We start from the raw sequence: 13,165 nt of genomic DNA on the forward strand, positions 1-13,165 counted from the left end.
ACATTTGTAATATATTTTTAGCCATTCAACCCCTTACTTCTTCATATTATGGAGAAGAAAGGGGTTGTCCTATTATGAAAAGATCAGCAAATCAACCAAAATATCTCTCTTCTTTTATAGTAGCGTTGATCATTATGTATCTACTAATCGGGACTATTATTTTTATGAATTTAAAAATTGACTCAGTTGTTTTGCAAAAATCTATTAATAATTTATACAGTAAAGACCTTTTTGCACATTTTCTTCGAGCAGAAAATCATTATTTTTATCCTAAAGAGACAGATGAATTGTTCACACTTTCAAATGCTACTAAAGTGGCAATTCAACTTGCAACCAGTGTAAAACCCACAGATGCAAGAACATTCTTAGGGAATGAACTACCAGGGTTAAGACTATATGATACGGAAATCATTATTGCAGGAGAAGGAACAGATTTAACCACGTTGCCATACGAGTCTTCTCCTCCGACAGAGGTTTTGCTAGAAGAAAGGAAAGTAGCTGAGGAGAAATTAAAGCAGACTGAAAGTAATTCATCTGAGGATAATACCCAATTTTCACCTCCACAGAAGAAAACAGTCTATATTTATCAAACACATAGTTGGGAATCATTTTTACCCTTACTGGAAGATGCACAAGTTCCAAATGACGCAATCAGTAATGATGAGAGGGCAAATGTAATAGGGTTAGGAAAACGAATGAGTCTAAACTTGCTAAATAAAGGTATAGGTGTTGTTCATGACACGACCAATATGACCAAAACTTTGAATGAAAAAGGAATGAGATCAACTAGAGCATATTCTGTATCTGGTAATCTTGTCGAAGCTGCCGTGTCAGAAAAAGAAAATGAGTTAATCTATTTTATTGATATCCATCGTGATTCTGCCAGAAAAAATCTAACCACGAAAAACATTAATGGGCAAGATTACGCAAGATTATACTTCGTGGTTGGTAAGGAACACAATAAATATTTAGAAAATCTTGATACTGCAAAAGAGCTCCATAATAGACTAGAGGCAAAGTATCCTGGTATAAGTAGAGGTGTATTCCTCAAAACAAAAAGTGAAGGAAACGGTGTTTATAACCAAGATGTTTCAAATAAGGCGATGCTTATTGAAATTGGTGGTGTAGATAATGATCTTAATGAATTGTATCGTTCCGTCGATGCATTTACAGAGGTCTTTTCAGAGTACTATTGGGAATTAAGTGAAGCAAAAGAGGTAAATGGTAATGGGTAAATTATTTCCGACATCATTAAAATGGTTGTTATTCACTTTTGCTTCAAGTGTACTATCTATATACCTTAATGGAATTTCTATCATTACGCTTTCAGTCTTTTTAACTGGTTTTATCTTTTCAATTGGATATCCTTATAAAGATCAATTATCCAATTAGATCCTGAATACTTGAAATTTTCCCTGTGAAAGAATACTGCCTTCATAAATTCTGCACATATTTGTACTAAGCTAATAAAGGTAGGGAAAGGGGGGAATGTGTACATTTTCATCAGCAAAATAAGCTCATGGCTAAGCCAACCATTTTTTAATATGGCAAATGCACTAGAAGGATTTCCGATTGCATTTGCGCTTGTGTTGGGGATTGTAGGTGCACTGGCTCCATGTCAATTTGTAGCAAATGTAAGTGCAGTCACTCTATACTGTAATCGTTCTCTGCAAAGTAGAATCGTATGGAAAGATATTTTAGGGTTTATTTTTGGGAAGATTGTTGCCTTTTCCCTTTTAGGGATATTGATTTGGTTTTTAGGTAGGGAAATTGAAGGTGTTCTCATCATGTATTTTCCATGGTTACGGAAACTAATGGGTCCTCTTTTGATCATCGTAGGATTGGTTATGATTGGCGTCATTAAATTGAGAGGTATCTTTAGATTGGTAAAACAATCTGAAGATAAGCAACTCGAAAGACCATTTGCTTCCTTCCTATTAGGATTTAGTTTCTCGCTTGCCTTCTGTCCTACAATGTTTGTATTGTATTTTGTAACCTTAATGCCAGTTGTTTTGTCCAGTTCCTATGGTTTTATTTTGCCGACTTTGTTTGCAATCGGCACTGTTTTACCATTAATTATTACGATTTTCCTCATATGGTATTTAGGAGCAAGTGGAGCTTTATTAAGGATGGGTAGAAAGCTTGGTACCCTCATCCAAAAGGCTGCTGGTGTTTTCATGGTCCTAGTAGGGATACTTGATTTCATTATCTATTGGTCTTAATAAAAAGGTCCATGTTACATAAGATATTAATTTGTTTAGATTCTTTTTTTTAGAGGAAAATAAATAGGTATTAAAAAAGGGGAGAAAAGTGATGGGAAAAGTAACGATAAAAGTAAAAGGAATGTCTTGTGGACATTGTGTAAGTTCAATAGAAGGAAGTGTTGGCAAGTTAACTGGAGTTCAATCAGTAAAAGTGAATCTAAGTTCTGGAGAAGTTGATCTAGAATTTGATCCTTCAGTGGTTCATTTAAATGATATTAAGGAAACGATTGATGATCAAGGTTATGATGTTGAATAGGTTTAAGGTAACGAGCTGATTGCTCGTTATTTTTATTGATTTTAAGTATAAATATTTCTAAAATACATTCTCATAATAGAGTAATTCCTTACATAAGTTTTAGTAATGGACAAAACTAAATGGGGGAAATGTGGATGGATTGGGAAAGTAGATTAATGATGCCAAATGGAGTGAAGGCACCATATCAAAAAGCTGGTAACACACGATACTATAAATTAATAGCTCAGCCTTCAAAACATAAAATTTTAGAGCAAATAACAGTCGATGGGCTTGGTTTTAATGGCTCGATACCAGGACCTCTCCTTATATTTAAGCAAGGAGAGATGGTTCAAATTGAATTAGAGAATCGTTTAGATAAACCAACGTCACTGCATGTACATGGATTATCAAAACCTGTTTCTCAGGATGGAATTCCTGAAATTGAACCTACTCCATCAATTAAACCAGGAGAATCATACGTCTATCAATTTCCAGCATGGCAAGCAGGCACATTCTTTTATCATGCTGGAGATCCATCACAAATTCCACAGGGGTTATTAGGGCCTTTTATTGTGTTGCCTAATAAGAACAGATTAACAGGCGGAGAAATTCCTTTTCGAGATTATGTATTAGTTTTACAACAATGGGATATACCCCAGGAAGAATTAGGTGAAATTAAACCAGGTGTATATAAGCCTAAGAAGTTTGACACAAACCCAAACTTTTTTACAATTAATGGGAAGTCATTTCCTGATACAAAAGGATTACAAACGAAATATGGAGAGAAAATCAGGATACGTTTCATTAATAAATCTAGTGCTGCACATTCTATGCATGTACATGGACATGACTTTCAAGTAGTTAGTGTAAATGGGTTTCCTCGTTATCAAATGTTTGATGATACAATAAATGTTGCCTCTGGACAACGAATAGATATCGAGTTTATGTCTACTAATCCTGGCACATTCCCAATAAACGGCACAAAAACATTTCATCAAACAAATAACGGAAAAACACCAGGTGGTATGATTACTAAATTAATTTATAACCAATGAGGGAGAAACGCAGCAAGTAGAAATTTCTACTTGCTGCGTTTATTATTTTTACATAATTGAAATCAATATTGCATACTTTCTGCAAAATCTTTTGCTATCTTTTTAATAGGCACCCAATACTGTTTTTTAGACTAACTTATTTTAATTATGGTTGAGGAGTAAATAAGATGAGAAAAAAACTGGGAATAGGTATTGCAACACTAACTTTAGCTATTTCTTTATCAGCATGTTCAAGCAATGATGATAAAACGAATGAAGAGAAAAATTCAAGTTCCGAACACAATACGGAAATGGATCATTCTGAGATGAATCATTCAGGTTCTGGTGAAATTCCAGAAGGATTAAAAGAAGATGAAAATCCAACTTATAAAGTTGGAAGTCAAGCCATTCTTGAAACAGATCACATGGAAGGTATGAAGGGTGCGGAAGCTACAATTATTGGGGCGTATCATACAAATGTTTATGTTGTTACTTATACCCCAACAACTGGAGGAGAAAAGGTAGAAGATCATAAATGGGTCATTCATGAAGAAATTGAAAATGCAGGAGATCAACCATTTGAACCAGGAACAGAGGTTGTGTTAAACACAGATCATATGGAAGGTATGAAAGGATCAACAGCTGTTGTAGACTCAGTTGAAGAAACGACTGTATATATGGTTGACTACACACCAACAACTGGTGGTGAGGATGTGAAAAACCATAAGTGGGTGACGGAGAGTGAATTGTCATCACAGTAGGCATGTGGGGTCTTAAAATAAAGAAAAGAACTTGATTAATCCAAGTTCTTTTTTTTGTGTAAATTATTGCTATGATTGTATCTTGCCCTTACTTACTAAAGTAGTCCATGATTGACCATGATCTTTTGTTTGATAAATATCACTCTCGTAAGTAACCACAGTTATCACTTCTTCTTTTTCTGGATGAGATGAAATATACATCACGGGATTTTGTCCGTTCACTTCTTTTGGAAGAGGTATCGCTTCTTCTTTTAAATCACTTAGTTCTTGTTTATAAAGCGATACCTTATCTCCTTTTAAAGTAAAATAAAGTAAGGATTTTTCTCTAAATTCAACACTTGTAACTGGTTGAGATTGTGATGAAAGGGAGAACGAATCACCATAATCGTTTGAAATGAATAAACCTTGATCTGTGGATATTGCAACAATATTCGCTTTGGCAGGGTGAGTGGCTATATTACCTATATTGTAAAATGAAAGCCCCTGCGTCTTACTTTGTGCCCAGTTTTCACCTTCATCTTCAGAGTAATAAAATCCACTATTTAATCTTGAATTTTTAGATTCATTAATCACATAAATAATATGACTGTTGTAGCCTGCTGCTAAATAATGAAAGTCTGTTTCACCATAAAAAGCAAGTTTATTTAATGTTTTTCCCTCGTCAGTACTTTTTATAATACCAAGAGGATTCTTTAATTCAGATCCATTCTCAGGATGTCCACTTGAATAGAAGCCTATATCAGTTGCTTGAAAACCCATGTAGTCATGCTTGTTTTCAGTAATTTTAGACCATTTTTCGTTTGAGAATCTTAATAAACCATCGTGTGAAGCTAGATACAATTTATCTTCATTTCCTACATAACCAATACCGTGTATATGGTCAATTTTTTCATCTTTTATTTCTTTATAAATCACTTCATTATCATCTTTTTCATCTGTAAGAATTTCTGTATCATTATCCTTAGTTTTTTCATTTGCCCCTAGTGAACAGGCAGTTAGTAAATTACATAATAGAAAAAGTGAGAATAATTTCTTTATCATAATAGTACCTCCCATTTTAATTGGTTAATTACTAGAAGCCCATTTATAGCCTACTCCCCAAACTGTTTTTAAATATTTTTCTACTGGGAAGTTAGCTTGTCGTAGCTTTTCTCTCATGTTCCGTATATGAGAATCAATGGTACGATCTTCTGTTTCAGCCTTTAGCCCCCATATGGTTGAGAGTAAATGTTCTCGAGAAAATACTTTATTTTGGTTTTCCAGAAACAATCCAAGTAATGCATATTCCTTTGGTGTAAGTACAATTTCTTTCTCCTGAAATGTGACTTGATATGTAGATTGATTTATTAATAATCCTTCAAATTTGATAATTTCCTCAGACTTAGTGGTCCTACTAGTTCTTCTCATAATCGCTTCTATACGGCTAACAACTCCTCTTCATTAAATGGTTTGACCAGATAATCATCAGCACCTTTTTTTAATCCTTTAACGATATCTTCCTTTTCACTTCTTGCTGTTAACATGATGATTGGTACATCAGAGTTTTCTCTTATTTTTTCACAGGTTGTCCATCCGTCCATTTCAGGCATCATGATATCCAGGATCACAATATCGACTTTTTGGTGTCGTAAAAGTTCTAAGCCTTCAGGACCAGAATTCTTCTTAAAACACGTATATCCATAAGGTTCTATATATAAGGATAATAAATTGAGCATTCTTTGCTCATCATCTATTAACAAAATTGTTGTCATCATAAAATCCTTTCAGTGTAATTTTAAAGCATGTTCCTTTATTTAACTGGCTTTCAACTGTAATGTTTCCACCGTGAGCACCTACTATTTCTTTTACTATGGATAATCCTAACCCGTAACCTCCTGTTAATCTTGAACGTGATTTTTCAACTCTATATAAACGATCAAAGATATATGGTAAATCTTCATCAGGTATCCCTATGCCTTGGTCTTTAACAATTATGTTTACGAAATTATTTTCATTTGTTATTTCTATTTGAGTCAATGAATTCATTTCAGAATATTTTAAAGAGTTATCCAATAAATTTAATAAGATTTGCTCAAACCTAGTTGGATCAATATCTACAACAGCTTCAGTTTTACATGTGAATTCAAGTTTTACTCCTTTACTTTTGAAAGCTGGCTTCATTTTTTGAAAAATGGAATTCATAAAGGAGCAAATATTTATCTTTTCTTTTGAGATAGGAAAAGTATTTTGATCCATTTTTGCTAAATCAAACAGTTCTTTAAGCAGGTCACCAACATGGTTGGATTCTTCATAAATGATGTCTAAATAATTTAGCCGTTCCTTCTCTGATATATTTTCTCTTCTAGCAATATCTGTATAGCCTTTAATGTAGGTAAGTGGAGTACGTAGTTCATGAGAAATACTGGCTAAAAACTCGGTTCTCTCTTTTTTTAGATAGTTTAAGTCGTTTGCAAGTGTTTGGATAGAAGTTGATAACTCACCAATTTCATCTTTTGAAGCCTTTGGTAAAGAAACTGAAAAATCACCATTGCTTATTTTTCTTGTAGCTTCCTTCATTGATATCAATGGTTTTGTAAGAGCTTTTGATAAAAAGAATATGGTAATCAACATGAAAAATAAAATGAGCACTGAAGCCAAAATAAAATGTTCATTTAATCGTGAAATGAAATGTTGAATTTGGTCTGTACTTTTGAACATATAAACATAACCAATATGTCCGTTTGGTGTTTTAAATGAGGAAACCGTAGAAATATATGGTGTGTTTTGCCAATCTGATTGTAGGATTAGACCTTCATTTAGTGCTTCTAGGTCAAGAATATTTCTTGTTAATATCTTGTCCATCTCAGCATCTATTTGTTTAGATGATATCTTAATTTTCCCAATATCATCAGTTATGACTACTTCTGTTTCAGTTTCTGTCTCCATAACTTGAATATGATGTAATGTTGTTTCATCGTATGAAATTTCCAAAACATCACTATGACTATTTCCTCGTGATTTTAATGACTCCAATTCTTCATTAACAAGAGAATGCACAACATTGCGATGTAAGAAAAACATAGAAGATGCTTCAATAATAAAAATACAGATAAAAAACCAAAGCCTCAAGTTTGATTGAAATTTTCATAAACTACACCTTTTTATCGTTATAAGAGTATTGTAATAAGAAATTGTTGAGAAAATATGCAGATTTGGTGTAACTAATGAAATACAGTAAAATGCAAACTTTCTCCACATTTTTTTATTATCATGAAAAAAACCTTTGTTTTAGAGGTGGTATAAATGCAATTAACACTAACTAAATCGGGACAAGTTTATCTTCCAAATTGTATCAGAAAAGAGCTAAATCTCGAAGCAGGTGATAACATCTATATTTTTGTAGATAATAAAGCAATTATCTTGGCAAAAGAAGCATGTGAAAAAGAAAATCAATGCATACTCAGCAATAGGGGGACACTCCATATTCCTGTTGAGATAAGAAGAATTTGTAAAATAACATCTGCCCTGAAGTTTAACGTAATTCGAAACATTGAAGATAAGAGAATTGTTTTAAGTAAAGGCGAATACGAAACTGAAGGATAAATTGAAAATAATTGTGGATAATACTCTTGTAAAAAAAGATAATAAAGGAGAGTTTTTGTATGAACAAAGCAGATCTTCAAGAATGTATTTCAGAATGCGAAAGTGCATTATCTCATTTAAATAATGCAATTGGTAAAGCACATGAGCAATCAAAACAAAGAATGCAACATGCTGTAAAAGACTTAGAAGAATGTATTGCAGAATGTCGAAGCCTCCTTTAAAAACTAAAAAACCTCCAATTGGAGGTCTTTTAGTAAGATAGTTTTATTCTTCATCTTCTAGCTCCTCAATTAATTTCTTCATTTCATCTATTTCTTTACGTTGAGCTTTAATAATTCCATCTGCTAGTTCCCTTACTCTGGGGTCAGATATTTTTGCACGTTCACTAGTTAATATCGCAATGGAATGATGGGGAATCATGGCTTCCATATAGTCGGTATCATCCACGTATGCTTGACTTCGTAATAAGAAAAGTGAAAGCGAGAAAACAAGAACACTAACAATTGCAATCCCGATATTTACTTTTCTGTTTTTTAGCATACGGTACATAAACCCTAACATAATAATAGTCATCGAAGCCCCCATTAACAGAGCCATATAAAGCCTTGATTCGCTAAAAAAGACATGATCTAGACTGTAAGTGCTTAAATATTTAAATACAAACATGACAATAGTTGAGGTGATGATCATCCCAGCAAATTTAAAGTATTGTTTCATAATCACGACTCCTTTCTTGACTATTTACATAGTGTTTTTCCCAATTAGTAACCAAGTATTCGTACATTCTTATTAATCAGAATATAGATTAAAGAGCAAAGCAAACAATGCTCTGCTCATGAAGATAAACAGTTGTTATTCATATTCTTGTTATGAAGCCATTTCGCGACATGCTTCTGCACACCTAAAACAAGATTCAGCACATTTTGTGCAATGTTCATGCTCATGTTGTTCACACTCTTTTCCGCATGCCTCACATATTTCAGCACACAGTTTACAAATTTGCTCAGCAAATGCCTATTGGTTTGCATCGCTTTTGCTGCAAAACTACAAATATCTGCACATTCTCTGTCTAGACGAATGCAGTTTGTCATCATCCCTATATTTTCTTCTTTAAGGCATGCACTATAACAAACATTACAAGCCTCCATGCATTCTAAGCATGCTTGGATACATTCTTTATATTGTTGATTAAACATATCGAATACCTCCTAATTTTTTTCATTATTAATAGTACCCGTCCAATACAAAAAATAACGCAATTCTAACAAACTCCTTAGAATCTGCATATTTTATGAAAGAACACTAACATAAAAAAACTTTCCAAAATTGAAGGCTGGCTTCTTATATTTTTGACAAACTTAAGTACTTGCACGAGAGCTTATTAATAAAGCATATGATAAGTTGAAATCGGTACAAGAGGAGGGAAAATCATGCATTCATATAGTTATATTTATCCATATGATCCATACTATATTAGATATTATAGTGCTACAAATAACACTCAACTTTTAATGGATATCCAAAAAGCTATAAACGCAGAATATAGTGCGATTTACTGTTATGAAAAATTGGCTAAGCTTGCACCTAAACAGAATGAAAAGGAGCGAATACTTGAGATACAAAAAGACGAGAGACAGCACCTTGAGGAGTTTAGTGGGATTTATAAAAATTTAACAGGTATGCAGCCATCCTATAAAATTATTGAAGAATGTCCGGATACGTATAGAGAAGGCATAGAATTTGCTTTTAAGGATGAGCAGGAAGCGGTCGATTTTTATTTAGATATTGCAGATCAAGCTCAAGATCCTTTTATTAAAGAAAGATTTCGTCGAGCAGCAGCAGATGAGCAGAATCACGCTATTTGGTTTTTGTTTTTTTTATCAAAAAGACAAAATGTACGAAAAAGCACTCGACAAGTTGAAAACTATGGAGCAAAAGGAGCTCTCAGTGCACCTACACTGACCATACCCGATATGTTAACTTATGCTCTTCAAGATGAATATTTAGCACAGGCAAGGTATGATGATATTTTAGGGAAATTTGGTTATATACGCACTTTTGCACGAATTAAAGAAGCTGAATTGAGACATATAAGTGCACTATTACCACTTTTTAATCGTTATCAGTTGAGTATTCCTGAAGACGTTTCAAATTTATATGTAACAACTCCCCAAAATGTTAAGGCGGCTTATTCCGCTGGAGTTCAAGGAGAAATTGACAATATTTCAATGTATGAGAAATTTCTCTCACAAAATATACCTAATGATGTGAAAGTAGTCTTTTCCCAGCTACGAAATGCTTCCTTAAATCATCTCGAGGCTTTTAAAAGGGGCCTAGAAAGAAATTAAGAGATTTTAGCAGGAAAAGTATAATAGGAAGAGTTGCTTCTCCTTTATACTTTTCTTTTAAAAAAGAATGACTTCAGAGTTCATTGAATTGAGAAGCCATACCACATCAAAGGCATCTTGCCTAGTTAAAGCTTTGTTCTCCTGAAAACGAGGTTTATTTAGTTTTCATCACCGCATGAGATTTTTTATACTTTCAAGCAGTGGAGTTTTTATCCATCTTCTTAAATTTGCAGTAGTTGTAGCACCTGCTACTTTTCCCCAATAATAACTTTTTATCCATTTAATTCACCCCTTTTCATTTATACCTATACCCGTACACACATAAATAAGCAATTGTGATAAATATCACAAGTAATAGATATTAATGGAAAAAAGAAAGAGACATATTAAAATATTCTAAACAAATTCTAATATTGACTCGTATGCTTATCTTAGAGCGTACGATGGTCAAGCAATAATAAAGTTGGATAGGAGGGACTTGGATGCAAGTAACAGTTAATAAAATTTTGGATGCTAAAGGGTTAGCTTGTCCTATGCCTATTGTAAAAACAAAAAAGGAAATGACCGCACTTGACCCGGGACAGGTTATGGAAATACAAGCTACTGATAAAGGATCAACAGCTGATCTTAGAGCTTGGGCAGATAGCACTGGTAACCAATATTTAGGCACAATTGAAGAAGGGGATGTTCTTAAACATTACCTACGAAAGGCTAGTGCTGAGGAAGAGAAATCCGAATCGAAGCACCCCGACGTGGCAAATTTAGAAGAATTGCTAAATCGCCTTAATGGAAGTGAAAAGATAACGATTTTAGATGTCAGAGAACCAGCTGAATATGCTTTTGGTCATATTCCAGGATCTATTAATATACCTCTTGGAGAACTAGAAGAGCGATTTGAAGAATTAAGTAATGATGCCGAAGATCTCCATATTATCTGTAGAACTGGTAGTCGTAGTGATTTTGCTGCCCAAAAGCTTACAGAAAAAGGTTTTAAAAATGTGAAAAATGTAGAACCAGGTATGAAGGATTGGCATGGTCCTATTGATAAAACTCATTAAGGAGGAAGAAATATGAAAGTAGCTATTATTGCAGCAAATGGTGGCATGTTTGATGCATATAAGGTTTTCAATATTGCTACTGCGGCAGCTGCTACAGATGCGGAAGTAGGGATTTTTTTTACTTTTGAAGGTTTAAATTTAATTCATAAAGAAGCATATAAAAACTTACCAATGCCAGCTGGTACAGAACATTTTCAAGAAGGCTTTAAAAAAGCAAATGTTCCACCGGTTGAAGAGCTTGTTTCAATGGCAAGTGAAATGGGTGTAAAAATGATTGCATGTCAAATGACAATGGATGTTATGAGCTTAGAAAAAGAACAATTTATAGAAGGCATTGATGTAGGTGGAGCTGTAACATTTTTAACTTTTGCAAAAGATGCAGATGTTACATTAACTTTTTAAATCAATATGGAATCAACATGTTGTTTTAATAGATGGGAGGTTAAACTATGGCTATTGAAACAGATGTTAAAACAATTACGGTAAAAGAGTTAGCAAAAAAGGTCATCAATCATGAGGATGTATTTATTATAGATGCCCGTAATACTGATGATTTTGACGATTGGAAAATAGAGGGAAAAAACGTCGAAATTATGAATGCTCCTTATTTTGAATTATTAGAGGGAGTCGATTCTATCGTAGATAAGTTGCCAAAAAGTAAGGAAATTTATGTTGTGTGTGCAAAAGGTGGATCTTCAGAGTTTGTCGCACAGCAAATTGCAGAGGCTGGATTTACGGATGTTTATTCCGTAGCGGGTGGTATGAAGGCTTGGAGTGAGCATTTAGAGCCCATCAAGATTGGTGTTTTAAAAGATGGAGGAGAGCTTTACCAGTTTGTACGTATAGGTAAAGGATGTTTATCTTATTTGGTTATATCAAACGGAGAGGGAGCGATGATTGATACGAATCGCATGCTAGATCCGTACGAATCGGTTCTTAAAAAACAAGATGTTAAGCTGACTCATGTATTCGATACACATCTACATGCGGATCATATTTCAGGGGGAAGAAAGCTTGCAGATAAATTTGATGCAAAGTATTACCTTCCCCCAAAGGATGCAAACGAGGTTACATTCAATTACGAAGAAATAAATGACGGGGATGAATACACGGTTGGTCAGACAACGATTAAAGTCATCTATTCTCCAGGACATACGATTGGTAGTACATCTTTCATTATTGATGATCAGTATTTATTGACGGGAGATATTTTATTTATTGATTCAATTGGTCGCCCAGATTTAGCAGGGAAAGCTGAGGACTGGGTTGGTGATTTAAGAACCACATTATATAAGCGTTACAAAGAGCTTGCAGATGAGTTATTAGTCTTGCCAGCACATTACATGGGTATCGAAGAAATGAATAATGATGGAAGTGTTTCTGAAAAACTGGGTACGTTATATAAAAAAAACCATGGGTTAAATATTACGGATGAAAGTGAATTTAGAAAAACGGTAACTGAAAATCTTCCTCCGCAACCTAACTCATATCAAGAAATAAGAGAAACAAATATGGGGAAAATTACCCCAGAAGAGGAGCAACAACGTGAGATGGAGATAGGACCAAATCGCTGTGCAGTACGTTAAGGAGGACCCTGTTAATGGATGCAAATAAAGTATTAGATTGCAAGGGACTGGCATGTCCTATGCCAATCGTTAAAACAAAAAAAGAAATGGATACCTTAAGTTCAGGTGAAGTTCTTGAAGTTCATGCAACAGATAAAGGTGCAAAGAACGATTTAACAGCATGGGCAGAATCAGGTGGGCATCAATTAGTAAAAGATGAAGAAGACAATGGTGTCTTCAAATTTTGGTTAAAAAAAGGGTAATTTTTGAGGAAGGATACTTTAGGGTTATCCTTCCTTATTGAATGGAGGAGAATGG

The 13,165-nt window shown here is 34.0% G+C and carries 17 protein-coding genes and 1 pseudogene; 13 read left to right on the forward strand and 5 right to left on the reverse strand.

The features are described 5' to 3' along the window. Window positions 1-74 precede the first annotated feature (74 nt). The 6 genes from spoIIP to MVE64_RS16985 all read left to right on the forward strand — a co-directional run bounded on the left by spoIIP (window position 75) and on the right by MVE64_RS16985 (window position 4,294). Window positions 75-1,235: a stage II sporulation protein P gene (gene spoIIP / locus MVE64_RS16960; protein WP_247339686.1), complete on the forward strand. Its 1,161-nt coding sequence runs from the start codon at window positions 75-77 to the stop codon at window positions 1,233-1,235. Further along, complete coding sequence (locus tag MVE64_RS16965; RefSeq protein ID WP_247339687.1) at window positions 1,228-1,392, forward strand: hypothetical protein; 165 nt, start codon at window positions 1,228-1,230, stop codon at window positions 1,390-1,392. The genes spoIIP and MVE64_RS16965 overlap by 8 nt, the downstream gene beginning before the upstream one ends. Window positions 1,393-1,490: 98 nt before the next feature. Continuing rightward, window positions 1,491-2,222: an urease accessory protein UreH domain-containing protein gene (locus MVE64_RS16970; RefSeq protein WP_247339688.1), complete on the forward strand. Its 732-nt coding sequence runs from the start codon at window positions 1,491-1,493 to the stop codon at window positions 2,220-2,222. A 91-nt stretch (window positions 2,223-2,313) separates the two neighbouring features. Continuing rightward, window positions 2,314-2,520, forward strand: coding sequence for a copper chaperone CopZ (copZ, locus tag MVE64_RS16975; RefSeq protein ID WP_247339692.1), 207 nt, complete (start codon window positions 2,314-2,316; stop codon window positions 2,518-2,520). Window positions 2,521-2,654: 134 nt separating this feature from the next. Further along, window positions 2,655-3,554 (forward strand): multicopper oxidase family protein, encoded by a 900-nt coding sequence (locus tag MVE64_RS16980; RefSeq protein ID WP_247339694.1) that lies wholly within the window; start codon window positions 2,655-2,657, stop codon window positions 3,552-3,554. A gap of 167 nt (window positions 3,555-3,721) precedes the next feature. Continuing rightward, window positions 3,722-4,294, forward strand: a complete 573-nt coding sequence (locus MVE64_RS16985) for a YdhK family protein (RefSeq protein WP_247339696.1) — start codon at window positions 3,722-3,724, stop codon at window positions 4,292-4,294. 69 nt (window positions 4,295-4,363) lie between these two features. Here MVE64_RS16985 and MVE64_RS16990 read toward each other — a convergent pair whose 3' ends face one another. From MVE64_RS16990 to MVE64_RS17000, 3 genes and pseudogenes are all read right to left on the reverse strand, one after another. Beyond that, on the reverse strand, window positions 4,364-5,335 hold the full coding sequence (locus tag MVE64_RS16990; protein ID WP_247339697.1) for a F510_1955 family glycosylhydrolase: 972 nt from the start codon (window positions 5,333-5,335) through the stop codon (window positions 4,364-4,366). A 24-nt stretch (window positions 5,336-5,359) separates the two neighbouring features. Next, window positions 5,360-6,045 (reverse strand): annotated as a pseudogene (locus MVE64_RS16995) (response regulator transcription factor). Beyond that, window positions 6,020-7,354 (reverse strand): sensor histidine kinase, encoded by a 1,335-nt coding sequence (locus tag MVE64_RS17000; RefSeq protein WP_247339698.1) that lies wholly within the window; start codon window positions 7,352-7,354, stop codon window positions 6,020-6,022. The pseudogene MVE64_RS16995 and the gene MVE64_RS17000 overlap by 26 nt, the downstream one beginning before the upstream one ends. Before the next feature lie 222 nt (window positions 7,355-7,576). On the opposite strand from MVE64_RS17000, the gene MVE64_RS17005 reads away from it, so the two are divergent. Then, a complete protein-coding gene (locus MVE64_RS17005) occupies window positions 7,577-7,876 on the forward strand; it encodes an AbrB/MazE/SpoVT family DNA-binding domain-containing protein (protein ID WP_247339699.1) in 300 nt (99 codons plus the stop codon). Window positions 7,877-7,935: 59 nt separating this feature from the next. After that, on the forward strand, window positions 7,936-8,097 hold the full coding sequence (locus MVE64_RS17010) for a hypothetical protein (protein ID WP_247339700.1): 162 nt from the start codon (window positions 7,936-7,938) through the stop codon (window positions 8,095-8,097). Between the two features lie 43 nt (window positions 8,098-8,140). On the opposite strand, the gene MVE64_RS17015 is transcribed toward MVE64_RS17010, so the two are convergent. Together MVE64_RS17015 and MVE64_RS17020 are read right to left on the reverse strand one after the other, a co-directional pair. Next, the gene (locus MVE64_RS17015) at window positions 8,141-8,593 is read right to left on the reverse strand and encodes a DUF305 domain-containing protein (protein ID WP_247339701.1); all 453 of its coding nucleotides are present in this window, start codon (window positions 8,591-8,593) and stop codon (window positions 8,141-8,143) included. 116 nt (window positions 8,594-8,709) lie between these two features. Further along, window positions 8,710-9,072, reverse strand: coding sequence for a four-helix bundle copper-binding protein (locus MVE64_RS17020; RefSeq protein ID WP_486639623.1), 363 nt, complete (start codon window positions 9,070-9,072; stop codon window positions 8,710-8,712). A gap of 234 nt (window positions 9,073-9,306) precedes the next feature. Here MVE64_RS17020 and MVE64_RS17025 point away from each other — a divergent pair, with 234 nt between their 5' ends. The 5 genes from MVE64_RS17025 (at window position 9,307) to MVE64_RS17045 (ending at window position 13,110) form a co-directional block, all read left to right on the forward strand. After that, window positions 9,307-10,224 (forward strand): ferritin family protein, encoded by a 918-nt coding sequence (locus MVE64_RS17025; RefSeq protein ID WP_247339702.1) that lies wholly within the window; start codon window positions 9,307-9,309, stop codon window positions 10,222-10,224. Between the two features lie 482 nt (window positions 10,225-10,706). Beyond that, window positions 10,707-11,282: a sulfurtransferase TusA family protein gene (locus MVE64_RS17030; RefSeq protein WP_247339703.1), complete on the forward strand. Its 576-nt coding sequence runs from the start codon at window positions 10,707-10,709 to the stop codon at window positions 11,280-11,282. Window positions 11,283-11,294: 12 nt separating this feature from the next. Beyond that, the gene (locus tag MVE64_RS17035; protein WP_247339704.1) at window positions 11,295-11,684 is read left to right on the forward strand and encodes a DsrE/DsrF/DrsH-like family protein; all 390 of its coding nucleotides are present in this window, start codon (window positions 11,295-11,297) and stop codon (window positions 11,682-11,684) included. A gap of 47 nt (window positions 11,685-11,731) precedes the next feature. After that, window positions 11,732-12,868 carry an MBL fold metallo-hydrolase gene (locus tag MVE64_RS17040; protein WP_247339705.1) on the forward strand — a complete coding sequence of 379 codons (1,137 nt, stop codon included), beginning with the start codon at window positions 11,732-11,734 and terminating at the stop codon, window positions 12,866-12,868. 14 nt (window positions 12,869-12,882) lie between these two features. Then, the gene (locus tag MVE64_RS17045) at window positions 12,883-13,110 is read left to right on the forward strand and encodes a sulfurtransferase TusA family protein (protein WP_247339706.1); all 228 of its coding nucleotides are present in this window, start codon (window positions 12,883-12,885) and stop codon (window positions 13,108-13,110) included. The last annotated feature ends 55 nt before the right edge of the window (window positions 13,111-13,165 follow it).

It is taken from the genome of Metabacillus endolithicus (assembly GCF_023078335.1).
In the GTDB taxonomy this organism is placed as follows: Bacteria; Bacillota; Bacilli; order Bacillales; family Bacillaceae; genus Metabacillus; species Metabacillus endolithicus.